Consider the following 24,061-nt stretch of genomic DNA (forward strand, 5'->3'; position numbering starts at 1 on the left):
GCGACTCCCGATCAGGCCTGCGCGAACAATCGCACGTCGCGCGTGTCCCAATCGATCCACGCATGCGTGCCGATGACGATGCCGCTGTCGCGATGATCGCCCGCCGGCATACGCACCGACATATCCTGCTCCCACGGCGTGGTCACCGCGTAGTGCATCGCATCGCCGAGATAGGTGATGTCACGCACCGTTACCGGCAACCCGGCCGCTTGCGTCGCTCGATGCGCGGCTTCTGTGGCGCGAATGCGGATCTGCTCGGGGCGCACCATCAGCGTGCCGTCACCGCCCACGGGAAGCGGGATATCGCTGGCCGCCGCGACAGCGTGACCGCTAGGAAACACCGCGCTCGCCTGTTCCGCCGCGCGGCCCGTGATACGCACCGGCAGAAAATTCGAATTGCCGATGAAATTCGCCACGAAACGCGAAGCGGGATTCGCATACAGCTCCTCGCCGGTTCCGCATTGTTCGATGCAGCCTTTATTGAAGACGGCAATGCGATCGGACAGCCGCAATGCCTCTTCCTGATCGTGCGTCACGTAGAGAATCGTCACGCCGGTTTCCTGATGGATGCGGCGCAATTCGAGTTGAATCTCTTCACGCAATTTTTTATCGAGCGCGGAAAGCGGTTCGTCCATCAGCAGCACCGGCGGGTCGTATGCGAGCGCGCGCGCAATGGCCACGCGTTGCTGCTGACCGCCCGAGAGTTGCGCGGGCATACGATCGCGAAACTCCGAAAGATGCACGAGCGCCAGCATCTGTTCGACTTTCTTTTTGATTTCCGCTTCGGGACGGCGGCGAACGCGCAGCGGAAACGCCACGTTTTGACCGACCGTCAAATGCGGAAACAGCGTATAACGCTGAAACACCATGCCGATATTGCGTTTATTCGGTGCGACCGACAGCAACGGTTTGCCGTCGAGCAGCACGCGGCCTTCGGTCGGCTCCTGAAAGCCCGCGACAATATAAAGCGTCGTGCTTTTTCCCGAGCCCGACGGCCCGAGGAAGGTCATGAATTCGCCCTTGCGCACATCGAGCGAAACCTGATCGATGGCGACAACGTCGTCGTAGGTCTTGCGCAAGCGCTGGATTTGCAGGAATGCGGAAGTCATGGCGGGTTACCTCTGTAATCGCGAGATCGGTTTAGCGCGCGCGGCGCAATACGGCGCCGGCCAGCATCAAAAGCGTCGTGAGTCCGACGAGCAGCGAAGACGCTGCCGCCACGACGGGTGTCAGGTCCTGGCGCAGCGTCGCCCAGATACGCACAGGCAGCGTCTGCAAGGTCGGGCTCGACATGAAAATGGACACCACCACTTCGTCCCACGAAGCGAGGAACGCGAAAATCGCCGCGGCGAAAAGACCGAGCCGGATGGCGGGCAAGGTCACGCGCAGTTTCACTTCGAGCGGCGACGCTCCGCAAATGAGCGCGGCATCTTCGAGCGCGGTGTCGAAACTCGACAGCGAATTGCTGATCGAGATAATCGAAAACGGCAGCGCGATAATCACGTGACCAATTACGAAACCGGTCATCGTGCCGTTCAGGCCAATGCGCAGAAAGAACGCGTAGAGCGCGACGGCCAGCACCACCACGGGCAACACCATCGGCGTGAGAAAGAACGCTTTGACAGCACTGCGTCCGCGAAATTTTCCGCGCACCAAGGCAAGCGAAGCGAGAAAACCGATCAGCACGGAAAGCACCGTGACGATCACCGCGAGCTTCGCGCTCGTCAGCAGCGAATCGAGCCAGCCCGGATCGGTGAACAACTGGCGATACCACTCCAGCGTCCAGCCCGGCGGCGGAAAAATCAGCCACTGCGAATCGCCGAACGACAACGCGACGATAAACACGATCGGCAACAACAGAAACAGGGCGACGGCAGCGCCGATCGCGAGCAACGCCCAACGCAGCGCGCCCAGACGGTCGAAATCGAGCAACATGTCAGAGCCCTCCGTTGACGCGCGCGCCGCCCGTGAACCGCAATTGCAGCGCGTACAGCGAGAGCGTGACGGCGAGCAGCACGAAAGCCGCGGCGCCGGCGAGTCCCCAGTTCAACAGTTCCTGCACGAGTTGCGCGACGAGTTCGGCGAGCATCATGTATTGCGCGCCGCCGAGCAGCGCCGGTGTGACGAAATAGCCGAGCGCCATCACGAACACCATCAGCGCGCCCGAGGCGATGCCGGGCATCGCCAACGGCACGAGAATGCGCCAGAACGCCTGCCAGCGACTCGCGCCGCACACGGCCGCCGCGCGCAAGGTGGACGGATCGATGCTGCGCAGCGTGGCGTGCAGCGGCATCACGAGAAACGGCAACATAATGTAGGTCATGCCGATTGTCACGCCGACGAGATTATTCACGAGCGCCAGCGGTTCGCTGATGAGTCCGGTCGCCATCAGCAGGCGATTGATCGGGCCCGTTGCCTGCAGCAGCACCATCCACGCAAATGTGCGGGCGAGCAGATTGGTCCACATCGAAAGCAGCAGAATCGAAAACAACAGCGAACTCAGTTTGCGCGGCGCAATGGCGAGCAGCCATGCAGTCGGAAAACCAATCGCCACTGTCGCCACCGTGACGACCGTCGCGACGAGAAAGGTATTGCCGAATACGCGCAAATACGTGGACGAGCCGAGCAACTGCTCGTAGTTATGCAGACCCGGCGTGGGCTCCAGCACGCTGCGCAACAGCAGCGACAGCACCGGCAGCATGAAAAAGATCACGAGGAGCACGATCCCCGGAATCAGAAGGCGGATGTTGCGCCAGTCGCGGCGCGCGCGCGGCGGCCGCGCCGGCGGATGGGCGACGGTACTCAAAGCGTTCGGCATGATGTCTCCTGCGGTCTCCTGCAGCCATTCAATCGCGATACGGTGCGATCAGGCGCGTGTCGTTATTTCGATTGCCAGGCGTACCAGCGCTTCGCAATCGCGTCGCGATTGTCGGCCCAATACTTCATGTCGAGATCGATCTGCGACGTCTTGTACTGGTCCGGCAAGGTCTTCGCGACCGCTGCCGGCATCATCGCCGCCGACTTCACGTTGATCGGCGCATAGCCCGTGTCCTGCGCGAATTTCGCCTGCGCCTGCGGGCTCGTCGCTACAGCGAGAAACTTCATCGCTTCGGCCTTGTGCTTCGCGCCCTTGGGAATCACGAGCATGTCGGCGGCCGTCAGGTTCTGATTCCACGACACGCCCACCGGCACGCCCGTCTGTTCGAGCGCATGCAGGCGCCCATTCCAGAACATGCCGATAGGCGCTTCGCCCGAAGCCAGCAACTGCTGCGATTGCGCGCCGCCGCTCCACCAGACGATGCTGCTCTTGATGGTGTCGAGCTTCTTGAATGCGCGGTCGAGATCGAGCGGATAAAGCTTGTTGGGCGGCACGCCGTCGGCGAGCAAGGCGATTTCCAGCACGCCCGGTGCGGACCATTTATAGAACGTGCGCTTACCGGGGAATTTCTTCGTGTCGAACAGGTCGGCCCAGGTTTGCGGCTGCGCGCCCTTGAAATTCGATTTGTTGTAGCCGAGCACGAACGAATAATAAAAGCTGCCGACCGCGCTGCCGCTCGAAAAACGCGGATCGAGATCGGCCTTCTTGACAACGTTGTAGTCGATCGGCTCGATCAGCCCGGCCTTTTGCGCGGCGTAGGCGAAGTCGCCTTCCACGTCCACGACGTCCCAGTTCACGTTGCCGCTATCCACCATCGCCTTGAGCTTGCCGTAGTCGGTGGGACCGTCCATCAATACGTTGACGCTGCTGGATTGCGTAAAGGGCTGCGCCCAGTCCTTCTGCTGCGAAGACTGCGTGGTGCCACCCCAACTCGTGAAGACGACCGGGTCCGCAGCGAGCGCGGGCGTTGCGGTAAAGGCGGCCGCGCACAGTGCGATCAGCGGCGTCATCATGAGGGTGCGTGTGCTGTTCATATCCATGTCCTTGGGAATCGGTGGTGCTCAATCGTGTAACGGTCGGGCCGGCGTCGAACGTCGCGCGGGCTTCACTTTTTGCTTCATTTACTTTAATTCGTGATCCTGATTGTCATACCGGATTGCGATCCGCTTTTCAGTCTCTTTTCAGTCGAGCGACTGCCGCACGCGATCAGTGAGCCACGGCAAGTGCCTGAACCGTGCCAGCTTCGTTATCGCCGACATAAATACCGAAAGCGTCCTCGCTGCGTTCGCGCACATAGCGCTGCAACATCGCGCGCACGGCTTCGTCGCGCAGTTTGCTCCACGGAATCTGCGAGAGCGGAACGATATGAATCGCATTGTCCATCATCGCCGCAGCGCTACTGTTCACGCGGCCGCGGTAATACACCTGCACGCTCGACGACGGCCCTTGCCCCGATTCGAATACCGCAAACAGGAAGTCGAGATGCGCCGCGAGGCCGAGTTTCGCGAGCACGCCGCGCAGGCTTGCCGCGTCGCTTGCCGGTTCGAGTTTGACGCCTGTGGGCAACTGGAATCCGTCCGGCGTTTCCAGCAGGATCAGACCGTCACGATGTTCGAGGATCGCGCCGACCTGCGCGCGCGCACCGGTTGCCGCCAGCGCGTCCTGCGAGAGACTGAAATTGACGTAGGCGCCACGGCAATAACCGAGCGGCGAAGCATTCGTATGCACGAAATCCACCACGCGCCCAATGAGAATGATGTGATCGCCCGCATCGACGACTTCATGCGTGCGGCAATCGAATATTGCCGCCGCGCCGTCCATCACCGGCGCGCCGGTCGCGCGGGCGCGCCAGTCCACCTGATCGAATTTGTCGGCCGATTTCGACGCGAATACGCCGGACACGCCCTTCTGGCTTTCCGCAAGCACGCTGACCGCGAAGTGATCGGTGGCGCAGAACACACCGTGACTCGACGCCGTCTTCGCAATGCACACGAGAATCAACGGCGGATCGAGCGACACCGACGTGAATGAATTGGCCGTGAAGCCGCGCGGCGAACCGTCCGGCTGAATCGTGGTGACCACCGTCACGCCGGTGACGAATGCGCCCAGCGCGCGACGAAACTCGGCAACATCGAAAATCGGTTCGATATTCGGCTCAGACATGATGCTCTCCACGATTCCAGATATTCGCTAAACGGCTTTTATGGCGGTGCGGAAAAATCGTTCATTCGCATTAAACCGAATGACGAATCCATTCCTGTCTTTGCGAATGAAAAGCTTCGCTGCGATGCCTTGCGTACCGGCTTGCCCTGCCGCCGTCGCCCGCCCTCCGTCGATTCGGAAGATTATGGTATGCCATACTATCGACTACCACGCATTCTAAATATTATGGAATACCATAAGTAGGCGCAGCACGCGGCTGGCACGAATGCCGCCGACCGACGGTCAAGGAAAGGTGCGACAAATGGGGAAGCGCTGGCGATGGGAAGACAGGCGCCGCTACGCCAGAAAGCGCGCTGGCCGCGCCTGCTGACGTGCGAAGACAGGCCACCGGACAGTCAGCCGGCAGCCAGAGGAGGTGGAGCGTTAGCGGGAAATCAGGCTTCGGGGGCTTCGCCGCGCGCAGCCAGGGCGGCCAGCGCGAGTTCAGCCGTCCGCTTGATGTGCGCGATCGAGGCCGCGAACGCCGCGTCGCCATCGCGTCGCTCGATTGCGTCGAGCATCTTGTTCATCTCGCGATTCGACTCGCCGCTGCGCCCAGGCGTGGCGATCGTCAGCGCCCGCAGCCGGTTGATGCGCGCATTGAGCGTCTTGACCACGGCGAGCGACACCGTCTTGTTCGCGCCTTCGAACAGCGCCTCGTAGAAGCGCTCGGTGTGCGCGAGCACGGTCGGCAGATCGCCGGACTTGAACGCGGCCTCGATCTCCTTGCGAATCTCGCGCAACGATTTAACGAGTTCGGGCGTGGATTGTTCGGCGCAGGCGCGCGCGGCGTTCGCCTCGAGCAGGCCGCGCAACTCGTAAATCTCGCTGACCTGAGCGGGATTGAGCTGCGCGACGACCGGCCCCTGACGCGCGATCACTTCCACGAGCCCTTCCGTTTCCAGGTGCCGCAGAACTTCGCGCACGATGGTGCGGCTCACGCCCAGTTCATCGCACAGCGTGCGTTCGACAAGACGCGCGCCCGGCTTGAAATAGCCTTGCACAATGGCGTCGCGCAGCTTATCCAGCGTCAGTTCCCGAAGGGTTTTGGTTTCGCGGACGATTTTTAGATCTGACATAGGGCGCGTAAGGTGAACGGAGAGAAATAGCCGGACGACGACCATTCGCCGACTTGGGATGCCATATTATCCCTCATACGGAAAGAGCGCCAGTTTTGTAAGCTATTTTCAATGTTCCGCGTCGGGCAGCCCTTGACCTGCAAAACCACTGCGCGGTGGCTTTTGAAGGGTGGTGTTGAGCGCGGTTGACCGTTAGTTGCAACGTTGGGCGGATAGAACGAACCGGCAATACGTTGATCTCCCCGCCCAGCCATCGCACCTTAACAACCTTGCTGAAGCCGGGAACATGAAAACGAGCTATTTAATTCGCAATGCCTGTTATTAAAATTTGCATCGGCATCGGCTCGTTGCGCAAATCAGATTCTTCGCGCGCGTGGACATGAAGCGGCCCAACTGCCGCATCAAACCCTGAGCTTCCCGCACCTTCCCCGCCACCTCACATCCGCAAACACGCCTCATGCAGCGTATTGAGCCGGCGCACCGGTTCCGCCACATACGGATTGCTCTCGTCCCACGCATAACCCGCCAGCACGGAGCTGATCATGCGACGAATCAGCGGCGTTTGACGCGGATAATAAATAATGTCCTGCAATTCGCCCGTGTACCAACGCTCGACGAAAGCACGGAACGTGTCGATGCCCTTGCGCAGCGGCACATCGTATTCAGCGTGCCAATCCACGGTTTCGCCGTTCAGCACGCGATCCACCACTTTCGCGGCCATATGCGCGGAACGCAGCGCGATCGTCACGCCCGAAGAAAACACAGGATCGAGGAACTCGCCCGCGTTACCGAGCAGCGCATAACCCGCGCCGTGCAAACGCTCGACATTCGCCGAATACCCGCCGATCTGGCGCACCGGCATGAGGAACGGCGCATCGCCGATCAAACGATTGAGCGTCGGTTCCTCGCGAATCAGCGTACGCAGGCGCGCTTCGCGCTCGGCTTCCGGCAGATCGAAGAACGCGGCTTCCGCCACGCAACCCACCGACGAGCGCCCGCCCGCCAGCGGAATCATCCAGAACCACACATCGCGATGCACCGGATGCGTCGCGACGCAAATCTTGTTGCGATCGAAATCGTCGAGCGCGAGGCCATCGCGCACGTGGCTGAAAATCGCCGCGCGCGTCGGCAAACCGGTCGGCGCTTCGAGATTCAGCAAACGCGGCAGCACGCGGCCGAAACCGCTCGCGTCGAGCACATAACGCGCGTGCACTTCATAGCGCGTTTCGTTCTCGTCGATGACTTCGAGCACCGGCGCATCGCCCGGATGCATCGCCAGCACGGTGTGACCGAATCGCACTTCCGCGCCCTGTTTTGCCGCACACTGGATCAGCAGTTCGTCGAACTTCGCGCGCTCCACCTGAAACGTCGTGCCCCAACCCGGCGAATGTTTATCGCGAAAGTCGTACGCCGTCGCCTGATCGCGCCACACGAACTGCGCGCCGTTCTTGTACTGGAAACCGGCTTCGACCACGGCCTGCAACATGCCCGCTTCTTCGAGGTATTCCATGCTCTGCGGCAGCAGGCTCTCGCCGATCGAAAAACGCGGAAAATGCTGACGTTCGAGCACCAGCACCGAACGCCCGCGTTTGCGCAGCAGTGCAGCCGCCACCGCACCCGAAGGACCGGCGCCGATGATCGCCACATCGACGCGCTCGCTACGGCCCGAGCCTTCCAATTGACTGTTCACTGCCGCTTCGCGGCGCTGTTCCCGGCTCTGTTCCATGCGTCCCTTCCTGTGCCTGGTTTGCGCGATGCGGATTCGTTGGCGAGTTCATCGCCTCGCACACCACGCTTGCTATTACAATGCCCGTTCTTGTTCACGACCGAATATGCATCGGGGAAAAATATGTCGGTTTCCGAATCAAATGTTGTGCCGTTCGTGCCGGAAACGGCCTTCGGCATCTGGTTTCTCCGCACCCACACGTGGGAGCATCATGTCCTGCGCGTGGCGATCAACGACCTCAAGCGCCTGATCGATCAACCGCTGCCGCACGCGCCCACGATCGTCGACGTCGGCTGCGGCCAGGGCAAATCATTCCGTTTGCTGGCCGAGGCGTTTCGCCCGCGCCGCATCGTCGGGATCGACTTTCACGAAGCGTCGCTCGATCTCGCTCAACAAGCGGCACACGCGGTTCAGCAGCGAGCGGCATCACCGTCGCAAGCGCACATCGAATTCGACGTGCTGCACGGCGACTGCGCGAATCTGCCGCTGCCGTCGGGCAGCGCGGACATCGTGTTCTGTCATCAGACGTTTCATCATCTGGTCGAACAGGAACGCGCGCTCGCGGAATTCCATCGCGTGCTCAAGCCCGGCGGCGTGCTGCTGTTCGCCGAATCCACCGAAGCCTATATTCGCTCGTGGGTCATTCGTCTGCTTTTCCGCCATCCGATGCAGGTGCAAAAGAGCGCCGACGGTTACCTTGCCATGATACGCCACGCAGGTTTCCGCTTCGCCGAGCACAATGTCTCGCTCCCTTATTTGTGGTGGAGCCGCGCGGCGGACTTCGGCCTGTTCGAGCGCCTTGGGCTGCACCATCCGAAGCCTGGCAAGCGTCGCGAAACGCTCGTCAACGTGGCGGCGGTGAAGGCGCAGTAATCCGCTCGACTCGGTGCGGCGCGCGCATTATCACGCGCAGTCACGCGCCGCCGCCCGAAAAAAACTAAAAAATAATTACTTCGCGCCCTTCAACGCCACCACGTCGCCCACCAGCGCCACGCCCGCGATCATCGCGCCCGCGCCGCACGTGAAGTCCGTCGGGCTTTCGGTCAGGTTGTTACGGTAATTGCTCTTGATGTTGATGACCGCGTTGCCGCCCTGCTGGCGCGCGCGCTCCTGAAGCTCGCGCACCGCCGAAAGAAACACGTGCTGACACGCTTCTTCATCGCTCTTGTTGAATGCGTTCGTCTTCTTGTTGGTCGCGATCGTACCCATCGTCTTTTTCACGGCCGGATGCTTCTGGCCCGCGAAGTACAGCGCAATATCGTCGCCCACTTTGCCCGGTTCACTTTGCAGCGCTTGCGCCACCGGATACGTGTCCACCGTATCGCGCGCCCAGGCGTGCGTCGTCACCAAAGCCGCGCAAAGCGCGGTCGTCATCCACAGCTTGTTCATTGTGACTCTCTAGTTGGATCAATGGGCCTGCAGCACCACGAGGTCGCCCTTCACGGCAATCGCCGCCGCGCTCGGGCTCACGCCGCAGGTGAAGTCGGTCGACGAATTCGATTCGTTCTCGTGAAAGCGCGTCGTCACGTCGATAACGGCGTTCGCGCCCTTCGCACGCGCGTCATCGCGCAGCTTGTCGATCGCGCTGGCGAGCGCCTTGTTGCACGACACGTCGGCGCCATCGGCGGAACGCGCGATACGCACGGAATGCGACGCTTCGCCCACGCGCCGCGCGACATCCGCGTGCGCCTCTTTGCCGAAGTAGACCGCGACTTTCGCGCGCTCCGCCGCTGCCGTACTAAATGCATCAGTCGGCGCCGCGGACAGTGCCGGCTGAATCGGCAGCGTCTTCAACTGCGTACCGCAAGCAGCCAGCGCGAGGCTGGCGAACGTGGCGGCGGTGAGCGTAAGGCGTGGTGTTCTCATAGTTTTCCTCGTGGTTTTCAGGAGCGCCTGCAACGTCATGACGCGTTCAAGATGCGCTCATGACAAATTCAGCGTGCGAAACATCAGGCTGGCGCAACTGCCGCCAAACCCGAACGACACCGACATCGCCGATTCGATCCGCGCCTCGCGCGTGACGCGCACGAGCGGCATGCTCGCGGCCAGCGGATCGAGTTCGTCGATCCCCACTGAGCCCGCGAGATGACCGTCGCGCATCATCAGCAAGGTGTAGATCGCTTCGTGCGCGCCGCACGCGCCGAGCGGATGACCGCTGAGCGCTTTCGTCGACGAAAATGCGGGCACGTCCGCGCCGAATACGTCACGCAGCGCGAGCAGTTCCTCGACATCGCCCGAAGGCGTGGAAGGCGCATGCGTGTTGATGTAGTCGGGACGGCACGCGGACTCCGCGAGCGCCGCGCGCATCGCGCGCGCGATGCCGCCCGCTTGCGGCGCGACCATCTGCGCGCCATCCGTGCAATGGCCGAAGCCCGTCAGCTCGGCGTGGATGTGCGCCCCGCGCGAGCGCGCGTGTTCGAGCGATTCGAGCACCAGCACGCCCGCGCCCGAACCGATCACGAAGCCGTCGCGCTGCGTGTCGTACGGCCGCGACGCGCGTTCGGGCGTGTCGTTGAAGCCGCGCGAGAGCGCGCCCATCGCGTCGAACATCAGCGTCATGTTGTCGTGCAGCGCTTCGCTGCCGCCCGCGAGCACGATGTCCTGGCGGCCGGTCTGGATCAGTTGCATCGCCTGGCCGATCGCGAGCGCGGACGTCGTGCACGCCGACGACGGCGAGTACGTCACGCCTTCCATGCCGAACACGTGCGCGAGATTCGCCGACGCCGTGCTGCTCATCGCCTGCGGCACCGTATAGGGTGGCACGCGATCCACGCCGCGCGCATTCGCGCACGCCATCGCCGCGTCGTAGGCCGACATCGTGCCGACGCCCGAACCCACCACCGCACCCACGCGCGGCTGCCGCAACACGGCTTCGTCGAGCCCTGCGTCGTCGATGGCGCTGCGCGCCGCGTGACACGCAAAGCGCGCCGTGTCGCCCATGAAGCGCTCGGCCTTGCGCGCGAACGGCGTCTCGTCGTCCACCGACGCGACCGCCGCCACCTGGCTTCCGAAGCCGCGCTCTCGCCACGCCGCCATGCGCGTGATGCCGCCGCGTCCTTCGCGCAACCGCGCGGACACGCCGTCGAGCGTGTTGCCGAGGCACGAGACGATGCCCATGCCCGTCACGACCACGCGCTGCAATCCATTCGACGCCGACGTTGCGTGCATGCTCACCGGACGCGCTTGAAGATCAACGACGTGTTCACGCCGCCGAACGCGAAGTTATTGCTCATCACGTAATCGGCGTCGATCTCGCGCGGCGCGCCCATGATGTAGTCGAGCGGCGCGCAGGCCGGATCGACTTCGTGCAGATTCAGCGTGGGCGCGTAGCGATTGCGCTTCATCATTTCGATCGTCCACCACGCTTCGATCGCGCCGCACGCGCCGAGCGTATGGCCGATATAGCTCTTGAGCGAACTGATCGGCATGCGCGCGCCGAACGTCTCCGCGGTCGCGTGGCTTTCGGCGATGTCGCCGCGATCGGTCGAGGTGCCGTGCGCGTTCACGTAGGCAATTGCGTCGGGCGCGAGTTGCGCGTCGGCGAGCGCCTGGCGCATCGCCACCGCCATCGTCGCCGCCGTGGGCTGCGTGATGTGCGCGCCATCCGAGTTGCAGCCGAAGCCCACGACTTCCGCGTGAATGCGCGCGCCGCGCGCCACCGCGTGCTCGTATTCTTCGAGCACGAGCGTGGCCGCGCCTTCGCCGACCACGAGGCCGTCGCGCGCGGCGTCGAACGGACGCGGCGTGGTGTGCGGATCGTCGTTGCGCGTGCTCGTGGCGTAGAGCATGTCGAACACGGCCACGCCCGGCCCCGAGAGTTCCTCGGCGCCGCCCGCCAGCATCAGCGTCTGCTTGCCGTTCGCGATCATTTCGTAGGCATAGCCGATCGCCTGGCTGCCCGAGGCGCACGCGCACGACGTCGGCACAATGCGGCCTTTCAGGTCCCAGAAGAGGCTCACGTTGACCGCCGTGGTGTGCGGCATCATCTGCACGTAGCTGTTCGACGTGACGTCGCTCATCGAGCCGGTTTCGAGCATCTTGCCGAACGCGCGCACGGGTTCCACCGAGCCCGCGGACGAACCGTACGCCACGCCCATGCGGCCGTCCTTGATCGACGCATCGTCGAGCAGGCCTGCGTCCGCCAGCGCGTATTCGCTCGCGCGCACCGCGTAGAGCGAGACCGGCCCCATCGAGCGCGTCTTCTTGCGCGGATAGTAGTCGGGCGTTTCGAACGCCGGCAGCGGCGAGGCGAGACGCGTGTGCAGCGCCTCGATGTAATCCCAGTCGTGCACGCGCCGCACCGCATTCACGCCGCGTTCGAGCGCGGCCTCGACCTGCTCCCAACGATCGCCGAGCGCGGTCACGCCGCCCATGCCCGTCACCACGACGCGCTTCATCAGACCATCCCTCCGTTCACGCCGATGACCTGGCGCGTGACGTAGGACGCCGCATCCGACATCAGGAAGCCGACCACCGCGGCCACTTCGGCGGGCTGGCCCACGCGGTTCATCGGCACGGCCTTGAGCGCGTGATCGAGCGGCACCTCGTCGAGCATGCCGGTATCGACGAGACCGGGCGCGACGCTGTTGACGGTGATGTTGCGCGTGGCCAGCTCGACAGCGAGCGCCTTGGTCGCGCCGATCAGGCCCGCCTTCGCGGCGCTGTAGTTGACCTGCCCGCGATTGCCCGTGACGCCCGACACCGACGCCACCGTGACGATGCGGCCGCCCTTGCGCGCGCGCACCATCGGCATGACGAGCGGATGCACGACGTTGTAGAAGGCGTCGAGGCCGGTTTCCAGCACGATGTCCCAGTCTTCGTCGGTCAGTGCGGGGAAGGCGGCGTCGCGCGTCACGCCCGCGCAGCAGACGATGCCGTAGTACGCGCCGTGCGCGGCCACATCGGCTTCGAGCGCGGCGCGGCAGGCGGCGCGATCGCGCACGTCGAATTGCAGCACGCCGGCCGAACCGCCCTGCGCGGCGATGCCGGCGGTCACAGCCTGCGCTTCTTTCAGGCCCGTGCGGCAATGCACGGTGACGGCGAAGCCGTCGGCGGCCAGTTGATAGGCGATCGCGCGGCCAATGCCGCGGCTCGCGCCGGTCACGAGTACACGCCGGATCGTGGTCGGGCTCGGAGTCTGGCTCATGCTCGGGAGTTTTCCTCGATGAAAGTCTGAAAATCGTGCGGCTGATACACCTTGATCGTGGCCTCGGCGCACAGCACGCCATCCTGTTCGATGGTGCAGCCGTAGGCGCCGTGGCCTTCGTCGCTGCGCAGCAGTTCGTTCACGCTCACGCGCAGCGGCGCGCCGGCCGCGAACGCGTCGCGCAGCGCCGTGAAGCGGCGCGTGCCGAGCAGCACGCCGGGGCGCGCCGCCTCGCCCGCGCGCATCGACAGCAGGCCCACGTGGGCCGCGATCGCCTGCGCCATCAGTTCGATGCCGATCCACGCGGGCATCGCGCCCTGCGCATCGGCGTACCATGCGTCGGCGCGCACGCTGGCTTCGGCGCTCAGCGATTCGTCGCTGCACGCGCACACGGCATCGAGCAGCAGCATCGTGCCGCGATGCGGAATGATCGCGTCGATCGGCGGAAAGATCTCGCCGCCCGGCGCGGCGCTCAGGGAGTCGGTCATCGTGCGAGCACCAGGGAAACGTTGCTGCCGCCGAACGCGAACGAATTGCTCATCACGTATTGGCTTTGCGCGCCCGCGCCGCGCGGCAGATAACGCGCGGACTCGACGAAATCGAGCGGCGGCAGCGTCGCGTCGGCCTGGCCGTCCCACCGATGACGCGGCAGCGCGACGTCGTCGCGAGCGAGCGTCAGCCACGCAAGACCCGCTTCGGTCGCGCCCGCCGCGCCGAGCGTGTGGCCCGTGAACGGTTTGGTGCCGCTCACGGCCACGCCGTCGGGAAACACGCGCGCCATCAGGTGCGCTTCCATCTGATCGTTCTTGAGCGTCGCGGTGGCGTGCAGGTTGACGTAGCCGATCGCGCGCGCGTCGATGCCCGCGTCCGCCAACGCCGCGCGCAACGCGATCTCGCCGCCCGCACCTTCCGGATCGGGCGCGGAGATGTGATGCGCGTCGCTCGACTCGCCCGCGCCGGCGAAGCGCACCGGGCCTTCTTCGCGGCTCATCAGAAACACCGCCGCGCCTTCGCCGATATTGATGCCGCGCCGGTTTGCGCTCATCGGATTGGTGCGTACGGCGCTCGTCGATTCGAGCGAGGCGAAGCCTTGCAGCGTGAGTTCGCAGAGCGTGTCGACGCCGCCAACCACCACCGCGTCGCACAACTGCGCGCGCAGCAGACGGCGCGCGGCTGCGAAGGCCTTCGCGCTGGACGTGCAGGCCGTGGAGATCGTGAACGCCGGGCCGCCGAGGCCGAGCGCGGCGGCGGCAAACGGCGCGACCGTGCCGATTTCCATCTGGCGGTAGTCGAAGGACTTCGTGTTCTTTGCCTCGGCGTCGGCGAAAGTGGCTTCGACCGCACCGATGCCCGACGTGCTCGTGCCCAGCACCACGCCGACGCGACCCGCGCCGAAGCGCTCGCAGGCCGCGTCGATGGCGGGCCGGATCTGCGCCAGCGCCGCCAGCAGCAGACGATTGTTGCGGCAGTCGTAGTGCGCGAGCGCGGCGGGCGGCGCGAACGCGGCCTGATCGAGCGATGCGAGCACGCGGCCCGCAAAGGCCTCGCCGATGCGCGTGCGGATCGGGCCCATGCCGGGCGCTTCGCCGCGTGCGAGCGCGGCGGCGATGGCGCTCACGTCGTCGCCGAGCGCGTTGACCATGCCGAGCGCGTGCAGATACACCGGCTGCGAAGTTGGCCGATGCGCTGCCTGAAAAGCGGCTTGCGCCATCAATTCGTTCTCCGTGAATTCGAAGGCATGCCGACCGGCGCGAGCAGGACCGACACCATGATGCCGAGCGACAGCGTCGCGCCGAAGCTCTTGAGCGCGGGCATCGAGGTCATCGCGAGCATGCCGAACGACAGCAGCGTCGTGGCGGCGGACAGCAGCACGCCGGTCCAGACCGCGCCGGTGTCGGCGTTCGCGCGCATCGCGCCTTCGCGCAGAAACACCGCGTAGTTCGCGCCGACGCCGAGCACGAGCATCAGCGCCAGCATATGAAAGAGGTTGATGCGCACGTGCGCATAGCCGAACACGGCCAGCGTCACGCCGATCGCGAGCCACACCGGCAACGCGACCGCGAACGCCGCGCGCCAGCCGTAACGCAGTGTCAGCAGCGCGAGCACCAGCACGAGCGCGCCCGCGAGCCACAGCGCGCCGTCCTCGCGATAGACGCCGAACAGATGCGAAACGCTCGCCGCCTTGTCGACGAAACTCACGCCCGGCAGCGTCGGGGCGAGCGCGCGCAAGGCGGGTTCGTTCGCGTTCGACACGCCTTGCGGAATCACGACCGCCGCGAACGCGCCCGGCGTGCTCGCGGAGCGGCCGAGCCACAGATGGCGGAACGGTTGCGACCACGGCTCGGCGAGCCATGCGTCCACGCTCAGCGCTTTGCCATCGGATTGCGCCCACGCGCGCGGCCATGCCTGCACGATCTCGTCGCGGAAACCCGCCGCGTTCAGCATCGCGCGCAACGCGGCCGGATCGTCGAAAGCGTGCGCGGCCAGCACGGCGCGATCGGCGCGCTGCTGTTTCGCGGACGGCACGAACGACGTGACCGACTGCCAGCCGCTCACGGCGGACGCGCCCGTGAGCGTGCCCAGCTTCGCGCACAGCGCTTCGGCGCGTTCGAGCACGTCTTCCGGCGACGCGCCGCGCACGACGAAGAACTGCGCGCTGTTGTCGACGCCGACCGCGCGGCTCACCACGCGTTCCTGCGCGACCAGCGAAGCATCGCGCTGAATCAGCAGATGGATGTCGTCGTCGCTGCGCAGTTGCAGCCAGCCTGGCGCGGCCACGATCGCCAGCGCGAGCGCGACGAACCATGCGCGACGCCCGCCGATCAGCGCCTGCCATCGCGCGAGCGCGGCGGCGGCCGCGGCGAACAGCGTGCGCGGACTGCGGCGCGCGGGTCGCGTCATCAGGCTCGGCAGCAAGCCGATCACCGAAGCAAAGGCCGTAAAAATGCCGACGATCGCGAAGCACGCGATCTGCTTGAGCGCCGGGAACGGCGCGAAGGTCAGGATCGCGTAGCCGAGCAGACTCGTGCCGAACGCGACCGCCAGCGCGGGCATCACCTCGCGCGCGCCGCGCCGCGCGTTCCACTGCTCGCGCGCGCCCAGATAGACGACGAAATACTGAATCGAATAATCGACGGCCTCGCCGATCAGACTCGCGCCGAACACCAGCGTGAGCAGATGCAGCTTGCCGAAGATCAGCAGGGTCGCCGCGAGCGCGCACAGAATGCCCAGTCCCGTCGACACGAAGCCCAGCGCGATGAGACGCGGCGAGCGGAAGATCCAGAGCATCAGCAACGCAATGCCAACGGCCGAGACGATGCCGATCACGTGCACGTCGCGCTCCGAGGCGCGCCGCGCCGACTCGGCGTAGAACACCGCGCCCGTGCGCGCGACGCTGACGTCGGGCCACGCCGACTTGAGCGCGTTTTCGCCTTGCGCCACGGCGCGCAGCACGTTTTGCTGCACCGACGATTCATACGCCGATCCCGTCAGCGTGCCGACCACCAGCACGCTCGTGGTCGCGCCGCGATGCGCGACCAGCAAGCCGTCCTCGACGGTCAGATTCGACGCCGCGAGCGGCAAGCCCGACAGCCAGTGCTGGAGCCAGCCGAACGGATCGTCGGCGAGCGAGGTCGAAAGGCCCGCGCCCGGCAGGCCGTAGAGGCGCTCGGTCAGCGCGTTGAGCAACGCGGCCTGACCGCCCGTGGCGTTCGTCAAGCTCGCGCGATCGTCGGGCGTGAGCAGGCCGAAGCGGTACGGCATGTAGAAGCGCGCGATGCGTCCGAGATCGAACGGCGGAATGCGCGCGGTCACCGAAGCGAAGGCGTGGCTCGCGCTCAGCGACGCGCCCAGTTGCAGCGCCGCCGCTTTCGCGTGCGCGTCGTCGTCGCTGGAAACCAGCAGCACCGCGCGATTGCCGAGCACGTTCGCGAGTTGATCGACGGCTTCTTCGGCAACGGGATCGGCTTCGGTCGCAGGCAGCAGCGCGAGCAGATTCGTCTGCAACGGCGACGGCCCCGCGAAACGCCAGCCGCAATAGAGCGCGGCGACCACGGCAAGCAACAGCCAGGCGGCGCGCAGCGCCCACTGCCGGCGCGCGGTGCGAGCGGTGCGTTCGACGGGTGCGGTGTGAAGCTCGGGCGATGTCACTACGGCGTTCCGAACAGTTTCTGGTCGGCGGGCGCGAGTTCGCTCACGGGCGCGCTGCCGCTGAACGCGTACTGCGTGACGTCGCCGTTCGCGAGCGTGATGCGCAGCCCTTGCAGGAACTCGCCGCCGTCCATTTCGATGCCGCGCAGCGCCTGCGCGATCTGCGGCTGGCGCGGCACGAGGCGCATCTGCCAGCGCGCGGGCGTGCCGCGCGCCTGGACGTCGAATTGCGTGTAGAGCCCGCTGAGGTCGCCGCCGAGCATCGCGCGCATCATCTTCGCGATTTCGGCCGCGCCGCGCGCACTCTGCGCGCTGTTGTTCGCCACGCGCTGACCGGTCGCGTCGATCGCGATCATGCCCGCGTCGCTCATCACCCAGGTCTTTTTATAGGGCGTGTCGATTTGCCAGATCACGCCGCGATCGCGGAAAAACAGCAGCGATCCCGTGCTGACGAGCGGCGTCTTGAGCGCGGCCAGCGTCTGCGTTTGCGTGAAGCGCGCACGCACGCCTTTCGCTTGCGCAAGGCGTGCCGCGATCTGCGAAACGAGCGCCGCGTCGGCGTCGTTCGATGCGTTTGAACCCGACGATGCCGATGTTGCCGCATACGCAGGCAGACACGCAACCTGAATCGCCATCATTCCCACGAGCGTCGCACGGCAAATCAACGTGCCCATGCGCGCTCCAGTTTCTCCTGCACGCACGGCGGTGAAACGAACTGCAATTCCTGCGTCGCGGCGTTCACCGCAACCTGAATCGTGTAGCCCTTGGTAAGTCGCGCGCGCGTGACGCAATCGAAGATTTCGTAGCCTATTTTCAGGCGATTTTCGTGTTCGAGCAGATGTGCGCAGACCTCGATCTGCTGCCCGTAAATGGCCGGACGCACGTACTTCAAATGCGCCTCGACCACGGGCCACACATAGCCTGAGGCCTGCATCTCGCGATAGTCGTAATCGAACTTGCGCAGCAGCGCCGCGCGGCCGAATTCGAAGTACTTCAGATAGTGGCCGTGCCAGCAGACGTTCATTGCATCGACGTCGTGGAACGGCACTTCAACCGTTGCGCTCGCGCTCAATACCGCTTTGTCCGCCACGCTCATGCTGCGTCTCCTTCACGCTTGCCGCCCTCAACGCCGATGAAATCGCCCTCGGCGATTTTCGCCGTCATCGCGCGCAGTTCGTGTTCGAGCGCGCGGTCTTCGTCGACGAACGGCGACACCGTCGCCACGTCCGTCATGAACGCGCGCAGCGGCGCGGGAATCACGGTGGCGGCGTTGCCGCGCAGACGCAATTGCGCGGCCTGCACGGTGGCGAGCGCGTGCGCCGCCGCGACCTGCTCGGTCAGTTGCAGCACGCGCAGACAGTCGCGCGCCGCAATCGTGCCCATGCTCACCTTGTCCTGGTTGTGCGCTTCGGTCGAACGCGAAAACACGCTCGCGGGCATCGTGTGCTTGAGCGCTTCCGCCGTCCACGCCGACGACGAAATCTGCACGGCCTTGAAGCCGTGATTGATCGGCGCGCGCGCGGCGCTCGCGCCCGTGAGGTTGCGCGGCAGGCCGTTGTTGAATTTGTCGTCGACGAGCAGCGCGAGCTGGCGATCCATCAGATCGGCGAGATTCGCGACGGCGTTCTTCAGGCCGTCCATCGCGAACGCGATATGGCCGCCGTAGAAGTTGCCGCCGTGCAGCACGCGCTCGCCGTCGGGATCGATCAGCGGATTGTCGTTGGCACTGTTCAGTTCGTTTTCGATGTCGCGGCGCATCCACGTCAGCGCGTCGCCGAGCACACCGATCACGTGCGGCGCGCAGCGGATCGAATAGCGGTCCTGCAGGCGATGGCCCGGCGTGTCCGGACGCCCGGCGAGATCGGCGCGAATCCACGCGGCCGCCTCGCCCTGCCCGGCATGCGGCTTGGCTTCGAAGATCAGCGGATCGAAATGCGCGGCGCGACCGTCGAGCGCCACCGTCGCGAGCGCGGTGAGGCGCGCGCTCAGGCGCGCGAGCTGCGTCGCGCGCGCGAACGCGAGGCATGCGAGGCCGGTCATGACGGCCGTGCCGTTCATCAGCGCGAGCCCTTCCTTGGGCGCGAGCGTAAGCGGCGCGTGGCCGAGCGTCTGCCAGGCGTCGCGCGCGCTGCACGACGCGCCGCGAAACTGCACCTCGCGCTCGCCCGCCAGCGCCGCCGCCACGTACGACAGCGGCGTGAGATCGCCGCTCGCGCCCACCGAACCTTCGGCGGGAATGCGCGGCAGCACGCGATGATTGATGAGATCGGCGAGACGTTCGAGCAGCACCGGACGCACGCCCGAGAGCCCGTACGCGAGCGAATTCAGACGCGCGGCGATCACGGCGAGCGCGGACGCATCGTCGAGATATTCGCCCATGCCGCAGCCGTGATAACGCGTGAGTTGCAGCGGCAGCGCCTCGACGAGCGCCATCGGCACGTCGACCACGCAGGCGTCGCCGTAACCCGTGTTGACGCCGTAAACCGTTGCGCCCGCATCGAGATGACGACGCAGGAACTCCGCGCCGCGCGCGATGCGCGCGCGCCAGGCAGCGTCGCCGCTGAGTTGCACGGCGGCGCCTTCGCGCGCGACCGCCACCACGTCCTCGATCGTCAGACGGCGGCCGCCGATCACCACGGCGGCGGTCGCGACGCGGTCGTGGCGCATGTCTTGGCTCATGTCGGCGCTCAGGTCATGTTCGGCCATTCGTCTTCCCACTGGGGCGCGCCCAGAAATCGTAAAAGTTGAACCATTGATAAGGCGCCTTGCGGCAATGGTGTTCGAGGCGGCTCGCGAAGCGCTGCGCCCAGTCCGCGATATGTTCCGCGCGGCCGCGTCGCGGCAGCTCGATGCGCTCGGCGAACGGCTCGAAATAGAGCCGGTAGCCGCTGCGCTCCTTCAGGCAGAACAGCAGATAGACGGGACACGCGAGCGCATGCGCGAGCACGTACGGCCCTTGCGCGAACGGCGCGGTCGCGCCGAGAAACTGCGCTTCGGTCAGACGTCCGCTTTCGTGCGCGGGCGTGCGGTCGCCGACGATCACCAGCAGCTCGCCGCGTTCGATGCGCTCCTGCATCATCAGCGCGGTCTGCGGCCCGAAGTCGCTCACCGGCACCAGATGCTGCATGAAATCGCGGTTCGCGCCCGCCAGCACGCTGTTGAAGCGCTTCGCGTGCTCGGTGTAGACGATGGCGGTCACCCTCGTCTGCGCGCCGCGCACGGCGAGCGCGCGCGCCATTTCCAGATTGCCGAGATGCGAGCCGATCACGAGCGCGCCGCGTCCGCTGGCGAGCAGCGCATCGAGCGCGCGGGCGTCGTCGATTTCGACGTCGGAAAAATCCACGCGGCCGGTCCATGCGGCGAGCTTGTCGAAGCCCGATTGCGCGAACGCGAGCATGTGCCGGTACGAACTGAGCCAGCCGGGGCGCGGCGTGCCGGGCTGCGGCGCGGCGTGCGCGAGCTGCACGAAATAGCGCTGCGACGCCTCGCGCGCCGGACGGCCCGTGAGCAGAAAATACGCGACGATCGGATGCAGCCAGAGCGACGTAAAGCGCCGCCCGAACAGGCGGCAGCTCAGCGCGAGCAGGCTCATGCCGAGACGGCTGCCGCGCTCGGCGCGCCGCCACCATGGCGCGGTGCTCGCGTTTGCGTCTGCGTCTGCGTCTGTGTTTTCGTTTTCACTTTCGCGACGCCGCGGCAAGACCTTGTGCGCAAGCAGCAGCGGCAGACGCGCGAGCATGCCCGCGACGAGCCGCGTGTGGCTGCGGCTGATCCGCACGTTGTCCCAGAGCACGTCGAAATGCGAGACGCCATCGGTCGCGTAGGTCACGGCCGTGGGAATCGACACGAACTCGACGCGCCGCCAGTACAGCCGCACCAGAATTTCGATGTCGAAGTCCATGCGCTCGGGCAGCTTCACGCTGTCGATCAGCGCGCAGGCGAGATCGAGCGGATAGAGCCGGAAGCCGCACATCGAATCGCGGATCGTGAACGACAGCGTCTCGATCCACACCCACACATGCGTCAGATAGCGGCCGTAGAGGCGCGCCTTCGGCACGCTCTCGTCGTAGACGGGCTGGCCGAGCACGACCGCGCGCGGATGCGCGGCGGCGGCGGCGAGAAAGCGCGGCACGTCGGCGGCGTCGTGCTGGCCGTCGGCGTCGATCTGCAAGGCGTGCGTGTAGCCCGCGTCGCGCGCGGCGCGCAGCCCCGCCATCACCGCCGCGCCCTTGCCGCCGTTCACGGGCAGACGCAGCAGCGTGAGCCGGTCCGCGTGGCGCTGCGCGAGATCAGCGAGCACCTGTTGCGTGGCCGCGTCGCTGCCATCGTCGACGACGAACAGCGGCAGGCCGTGCACGACCAGATTCGCCACCGTGCCGCCAATCGCGTCCTTGTGGTTGTAAATCGGAATGACGATGCAGGCCGCGAGGCTCATGCGGGCTCCCGGTACACGATGACGCCCGAGGCGCAGTCTCGCTCGCCGAAGCGCCACGCGAACGCGATGCGGCGGCGCGGCGCGTCGTGCCTGAGCACGAGCTTGAGCACAACGCCCGGCGGCACCGGCGCCATGAATTTCAGCTGCTCGATCGTGGCGAGCGCGCGTGCGCCCGGCACCCATTCGTCGGCGAAACGCAGCGACCAGTCCACCTGCACCACGCCCGGCAGGATCGGCAAGCCGGGAAAGTGGCCTGCAAAATGTTCGAGCGTCAGCGGCACGCGCATTTCGAAGACACGGGCGGGCAAAGCAGGCGGTTGATCGGCTTGATGGGTGGCGTCGGTCTCGTCCCATTCCGCGAGCAGTTCGAAGCCCTCTTCGCGCGCGGCGAACGCCTGCGCCACGGCGCGCGCCTGAATCTTGCCGCGCGCATCGACCGGCAGCGCACGACGGATGCGCCAGTGACGCGGCAGCACGACCGCATCGAAATACGCGGCGAGATGACGACGCAACGCCTTCACGAGCGCCACGCGACCTTCGCGGCGCAAGATCTCGCGGCCTTGCACGGACAGCACGACGAGCGCGCCGATCCGCTGACGCGTCGCGCCCGCAAGCGGCGCGGTCCGCACCTCGGCAATCGCCGGATGCAGCAGCAGACGACTCTCCAGTTCGCCGAGCGAGACGCGTTTGCCGTCGAGCTTGAGCACGCGGTCGAGCCGGCCGCGCAGACGGAAGCGGCCCGCTTCGTCGAACGCGGCCTGGTCGTCGGTGCGATGCCAGTCGTCGTGGCCCAGATGCGGCGAGCGGACTTCGAGCGCGCCGCCGTGGATCGCTTCGTTTACCTCATTGCTTTCGCTGAATTCGCCGGATTCCAGCGCCGCGCCCGCGCGCACGGCGATGCCGTGCATGGGCGTCCAGGCGTCGGTTTCGCTTTGTCGGCGCCACGCAATGCCGCCCGTCTCCGTGCTGCCGTAGATTTCCAGCGGCGCGTCGCCGAACGTCGCGGCGTAACGCAGCGCGGCATCGGCGGAGAGCGGTCCGCCCGACGAGAAAAACGCGCGCGGCACCGGCGCGAGCGTCGCGAAGCCCGGCAAATCGGGCCAACGCGAAAGTTGCGCGGGCGTCGACACCACCACGGTCGCGCCGCATTGCGCGATCCGCGACTGCAATTGCGCGGGATCGGCGCAGGTCGCGCGATCGAACGGCCGCCCCGCCGCCAGCGGCCAGAACACGCGGAACAGCAGCCCGTAGATATGGTGATGCGGCACGCTCGCGAGCACGGTCGCGTCGCCGAGGAGCGTGCCCCATTCGGCTTCGAGCGTGCGCACTTCGGCGTCGAATTGCGCGAGCGTCTTGTGGACCGGCTTCGGCGTGCCGCTGCTGCCCGAGGTGAACAGCGTGAGCGGGGCTTGCGGGTCGATCGCTTCAAACCATGCGCTCGATTCGCTCGATCCACGCGACGGCGATCCGGCAACAGCGCCATCGGCGCACCACGCGGCGAGTTCGCTGTCGTCGAGCACGGCGTCGTAAGCGTCGCGCAGATCGGCGAGATAACCGGGCGTGGCGTTGGCCGGAATCACCGGCACCTTGCCCGCCGCGAACACGCCGAACAGCGCGCACGCGAACACGTAAGGGTCCTCGCTCCAGAGCGCGATGCGTCGCGCGTCGCGCTCGCGCAAACGCGCGGCAATCGCACGCGCCTGCGCCTGAAACGTCGCGAAGCGCGTGACGCTCGCGCCTTCGATGCAGACCACCGTCTGCGCCTCGCGCGCCGACGCCGCGAGCAATGCGTGCAGCGCGATCACAGCGCCTCCTGTCGCGCCGCGCGCGGCAGCATGATCCATTTGCGCCACGCGATCTCGCCCACGATCAGCAGGCCGATCAGCGCATACGCGAGCGCCCCGTTATAGAGCGACCACAGTTTCGGCGGCCAGGCGAACGCCGTCCACGCGGAAAACGCGCCATTCGCGGCGAAGAATACGCACCAGAGCTGCGTGACGCGGCGCGTATAGCGCACGATATGCGCGGGCGGTTCGGGATAGGTCCGCTGCGCGAACTTCTCGATCATCGACGGACCTTTGACGAGCGTCGCACCGAACGCGACGAGCAGCCCGAGATTCACGAATGCGGGATACAGACGCATGATCCGCGCGCTATCGGTAAACACGATCGCCACCGAAGCAAGGTTCAGCGTAATGGCCACGGCCCAATCCACGCGCGTGAGCTTGCGCAGTTGCGCCGCGATCGCGCCGGTGCCCGCCACGCGTTGCAGCCAGAGCAGCGCGAGCAGCATCAGCCCGACGAGACGCGGCGACTCCCAGCGCCACGCGCACAGAATCACGACGGGATACGCGAGATTGGCGAGCAGCCGCAGCTTGCCCGGCGCACGCGCGGCGACGGGCGCGAGCGGCGCGTCGGCGTGCGCGGAACGAACGGTCACGGACGG

At 65.8% G+C, this 24,061-nt stretch carries 22 protein-coding genes; 1 reads left to right on the forward strand and 21 read right to left on the reverse strand.

Annotation, left to right across the window (positions count from 1 at the left end; all coding sequences use genetic code 11):
- Positions 1-11: 11 nt before the first annotated feature.
- The 7 genes from G5S35_RS25870 to G5S35_RS25900 all read right to left on the reverse strand — a co-directional run bounded on the left by G5S35_RS25870 (position 12) and on the right by G5S35_RS25900 (position 7,837).
- Positions 12-1,109: an ABC transporter ATP-binding protein gene (locus tag G5S35_RS25870; protein WP_074982050.1), complete on the reverse strand. Its 1,098-nt coding sequence runs from the start codon at positions 1,107-1,109 to the stop codon at positions 12-14.
- 31 nt (positions 1,110-1,140) lie between these two features.
- On the reverse strand, positions 1,141-1,935 hold the full coding sequence (locus G5S35_RS25875) for an ABC transporter permease (protein WP_065060824.1): 795 nt from the start codon (positions 1,933-1,935) through the stop codon (positions 1,141-1,143).
- A gap of 1 nt (position 1,936) precedes the next feature.
- The gene (locus G5S35_RS25880) at positions 1,937-2,818 is read right to left on the reverse strand and encodes an ABC transporter permease (protein ID WP_183039917.1); all 882 of its coding nucleotides are present in this window, start codon (positions 2,816-2,818) and stop codon (positions 1,937-1,939) included.
- Between the two features lie 62 nt (positions 2,819-2,880).
- The gene (locus G5S35_RS25885) at positions 2,881-3,912 is read right to left on the reverse strand and encodes an ABC transporter substrate-binding protein (protein ID WP_065061012.1); all 1,032 of its coding nucleotides are present in this window, start codon (positions 3,910-3,912) and stop codon (positions 2,881-2,883) included.
- Positions 3,913-4,084: 172 nt separating this feature from the next.
- Positions 4,085-5,041, reverse strand: a complete 957-nt coding sequence (locus G5S35_RS25890) for a flavin reductase family protein (protein ID WP_110327267.1) — start codon at positions 5,039-5,041, stop codon at positions 4,085-4,087.
- 434 nt (positions 5,042-5,475) lie between these two features.
- Positions 5,476-6,159: a GntR family transcriptional regulator gene (locus tag G5S35_RS25895; RefSeq protein ID WP_065060826.1), complete on the reverse strand. Its 684-nt coding sequence runs from the start codon at positions 6,157-6,159 to the stop codon at positions 5,476-5,478.
- 436 nt (positions 6,160-6,595) lie between these two features.
- The gene (locus G5S35_RS25900; protein ID WP_065061013.1) at positions 6,596-7,837 is read right to left on the reverse strand and encodes an NAD(P)/FAD-dependent oxidoreductase; all 1,242 of its coding nucleotides are present in this window, start codon (positions 7,835-7,837) and stop codon (positions 6,596-6,598) included.
- A 171-nt stretch (positions 7,838-8,008) separates the two neighbouring features.
- Here G5S35_RS25900 and G5S35_RS25905 point away from each other — a divergent pair, with 171 nt between their 5' ends.
- Positions 8,009-8,758, forward strand: a complete 750-nt coding sequence (locus tag G5S35_RS25905) for a class I SAM-dependent methyltransferase (RefSeq protein WP_074982045.1) — start codon at positions 8,009-8,011, stop codon at positions 8,756-8,758.
- Positions 8,759-8,833: 75 nt separating this feature from the next.
- On the opposite strand, the gene G5S35_RS25910 is transcribed toward G5S35_RS25905, so the two are convergent.
- The 14 genes from G5S35_RS25910 to G5S35_RS25975 are packed head-to-tail and all read right to left on the reverse strand — an operon-like array spanning position 8,834 to position 24,055.
- On the reverse strand, positions 8,834-9,274 hold the full coding sequence (locus tag G5S35_RS25910; RefSeq protein ID WP_074982043.1) for an excinuclease ABC subunit A: 441 nt from the start codon (positions 9,272-9,274) through the stop codon (positions 8,834-8,836).
- Positions 9,275-9,292: 18 nt separating this feature from the next.
- A complete protein-coding gene (locus tag G5S35_RS25915; RefSeq protein WP_065061014.1) occupies positions 9,293-9,751 on the reverse strand; it encodes a signal peptidase in 459 nt (152 codons plus the stop codon).
- Between the two features lie 57 nt (positions 9,752-9,808).
- The gene (locus tag G5S35_RS25920) at positions 9,809-11,053 is read right to left on the reverse strand and encodes a beta-ketoacyl synthase N-terminal-like domain-containing protein (RefSeq protein WP_183040019.1); all 1,245 of its coding nucleotides are present in this window, start codon (positions 11,051-11,053) and stop codon (positions 9,809-9,811) included.
- A gap of 2 nt (positions 11,054-11,055) precedes the next feature.
- Complete coding sequence (locus G5S35_RS25925; protein ID WP_176081258.1) at positions 11,056-12,282, reverse strand: beta-ketoacyl-ACP synthase; 1,227 nt, start codon at positions 12,280-12,282, stop codon at positions 11,056-11,058.
- On the reverse strand, positions 12,282-13,031 hold the full coding sequence (locus tag G5S35_RS25930; protein ID WP_065060831.1) for a 3-ketoacyl-ACP reductase FabG2: 750 nt from the start codon (positions 13,029-13,031) through the stop codon (positions 12,282-12,284). Before G5S35_RS25930 ends, G5S35_RS25925 begins: the two co-directional genes overlap by 1 nt.
- Positions 13,028-13,519, reverse strand: a complete 492-nt coding sequence (locus G5S35_RS25935) for a hotdog family protein (RefSeq protein WP_183039918.1) — start codon at positions 13,517-13,519, stop codon at positions 13,028-13,030. The genes G5S35_RS25930 and G5S35_RS25935 overlap by 4 nt, the downstream gene beginning before the upstream one ends.
- Entirely contained in the window at positions 13,516-14,742 is a 1,227-nt protein-coding gene (locus tag G5S35_RS25940) for a beta-ketoacyl-[acyl-carrier-protein] synthase family protein (protein WP_183039919.1), read from the reverse strand. Before G5S35_RS25940 ends, G5S35_RS25935 begins: the two co-directional genes overlap by 4 nt.
- The gene (locus tag G5S35_RS25945; RefSeq protein WP_183039920.1) at positions 14,742-17,180 is read right to left on the reverse strand and encodes an MMPL family transporter; all 2,439 of its coding nucleotides are present in this window, start codon (positions 17,178-17,180) and stop codon (positions 14,742-14,744) included. Before G5S35_RS25945 ends, G5S35_RS25940 begins: the two co-directional genes overlap by 1 nt.
- Entirely contained in the window at positions 17,180-17,854 is a 675-nt protein-coding gene (locus G5S35_RS25950; RefSeq protein ID WP_183039921.1) for an outer membrane lipoprotein carrier protein LolA, read from the reverse strand. The genes G5S35_RS25945 and G5S35_RS25950 overlap by 1 nt, the downstream gene beginning before the upstream one ends.
- Positions 17,842-18,276 (reverse strand): acyl-CoA thioesterase, encoded by a 435-nt coding sequence (locus G5S35_RS25955; RefSeq protein WP_065060835.1) that lies wholly within the window; start codon positions 18,274-18,276, stop codon positions 17,842-17,844. The genes G5S35_RS25950 and G5S35_RS25955 overlap by 13 nt, the downstream gene beginning before the upstream one ends.
- Positions 18,273-19,886 carry an HAL/PAL/TAL family ammonia-lyase gene (locus tag G5S35_RS25960; protein ID WP_183039922.1) on the reverse strand — a complete coding sequence of 538 codons (1,614 nt, stop codon included), beginning with the start codon at positions 19,884-19,886 and terminating at the stop codon, positions 18,273-18,275. Before G5S35_RS25960 ends, G5S35_RS25955 begins: the two co-directional genes overlap by 4 nt.
- Positions 19,873-21,615, reverse strand: coding sequence for a glycosyltransferase family 2 protein (locus G5S35_RS25965; RefSeq protein ID WP_183039923.1), 1,743 nt, complete (start codon positions 21,613-21,615; stop codon positions 19,873-19,875). Before G5S35_RS25965 ends, G5S35_RS25960 begins: the two co-directional genes overlap by 14 nt.
- Entirely contained in the window at positions 21,612-23,420 is a 1,809-nt protein-coding gene (locus G5S35_RS25970) for an AMP-binding protein (RefSeq protein ID WP_237181713.1), read from the reverse strand. Before G5S35_RS25970 ends, G5S35_RS25965 begins: the two co-directional genes overlap by 4 nt.
- Positions 23,417-24,055: a COG4648 family protein gene (locus G5S35_RS25975; protein ID WP_176081252.1), complete on the reverse strand. Its 639-nt coding sequence runs from the start codon at positions 24,053-24,055 to the stop codon at positions 23,417-23,419. The genes G5S35_RS25970 and G5S35_RS25975 overlap by 4 nt, the downstream gene beginning before the upstream one ends.
- Positions 24,056-24,061 lie beyond the last annotated feature (6 nt).

The organism is Paraburkholderia tropica, from assembly GCF_014171495.1.
In the GTDB taxonomy this organism is placed as follows: domain Bacteria; phylum Pseudomonadota; class Gammaproteobacteria; order Burkholderiales; family Burkholderiaceae; genus Paraburkholderia; species Paraburkholderia tropica.

Excerpts from the sequence above, each read along its gene's own strand:
- G5S35_RS25920 (WP_183040019.1), bottom strand. The coding sequence starts at position 11,053 with ATGCACGCAACGTCGGCGTCGAATGGATTGCAGCGCGTGGTCGTGACG.
- G5S35_RS25955 (WP_065060835.1), bottom strand. The coding sequence starts at position 18,276 with ATGAGCGTGGCGGACAAAGCGGTATTGAGCGCGAGCGCAACGGTTGAA.
- G5S35_RS25940 (WP_183039919.1), bottom strand. The coding sequence starts at position 14,742 with ATGGCGCAAGCCGCTTTTCAGGCAGCGCATCGGCCAACTTCGCAGCCG.
- G5S35_RS25930 (WP_065060831.1), bottom strand. The coding sequence starts at position 13,031 with ATGAGCCAGACTCCGAGCCCGACCACGATCCGGCGTGTACTCGTGACC.
- G5S35_RS25910 (WP_074982043.1), bottom strand. The coding sequence starts at position 9,274 with ATGAACAAGCTGTGGATGACGACCGCGCTTTGCGCGGCTTTGGTGACG.
- G5S35_RS25870 (WP_074982050.1), bottom strand. The coding sequence starts at position 1,109 with ATGACTTCCGCATTCCTGCAAATCCAGCGCTTGCGCAAGACCTACGAC.
- G5S35_RS25950 (WP_183039921.1), bottom strand. The coding sequence starts at position 17,854 with ATGGGCACGTTGATTTGCCGTGCGACGCTCGTGGGAATGATGGCGATT.
- G5S35_RS25915 (WP_065061014.1), bottom strand. The coding sequence starts at position 9,751 with ATGAGAACACCACGCCTTACGCTCACCGCCGCCACGTTCGCCAGCCTC.
- G5S35_RS25925 (WP_176081258.1), bottom strand. The coding sequence starts at position 12,282 with ATGAAGCGCGTCGTGGTGACGGGCATGGGCGGCGTGACCGCGCTCGGC.
- G5S35_RS25935 (WP_183039918.1), bottom strand. The coding sequence starts at position 13,519 with ATGACCGACTCCCTGAGCGCCGCGCCGGGCGGCGAGATCTTTCCGCCG.
- G5S35_RS25905 (WP_074982045.1), top strand. The coding sequence starts at position 8,009 with ATGTCGGTTTCCGAATCAAATGTTGTGCCGTTCGTGCCGGAAACGGCC.
- G5S35_RS25895 (WP_065060826.1), bottom strand. The coding sequence starts at position 6,159 with ATGTCAGATCTAAAAATCGTCCGCGAAACCAAAACCCTTCGGGAACTG.
- G5S35_RS25880 (WP_183039917.1), bottom strand. The coding sequence starts at position 2,818 with ATGCCGAACGCTTTGAGTACCGTCGCCCATCCGCCGGCGCGGCCGCCG.
- G5S35_RS25885 (WP_065061012.1), bottom strand. The coding sequence starts at position 3,912 with ATGAACAGCACACGCACCCTCATGATGACGCCGCTGATCGCACTGTGC.
- G5S35_RS25965 (WP_183039923.1), bottom strand. The coding sequence starts at position 21,615 with ATGAGCCTCGCGGCCTGCATCGTCATTCCGATTTACAACCACAAGGAC.
- G5S35_RS25890 (WP_110327267.1), bottom strand. The coding sequence starts at position 5,041 with ATGTCTGAGCCGAATATCGAACCGATTTTCGATGTTGCCGAGTTTCGT.
- G5S35_RS25875 (WP_065060824.1), bottom strand. The coding sequence starts at position 1,935 with ATGTTGCTCGATTTCGACCGTCTGGGCGCGCTGCGTTGGGCGTTGCTC.
- G5S35_RS25960 (WP_183039922.1), bottom strand. The coding sequence starts at position 19,886 with ATGGCCGAACATGACCTGAGCGCCGACATGAGCCAAGACATGCGCCAC.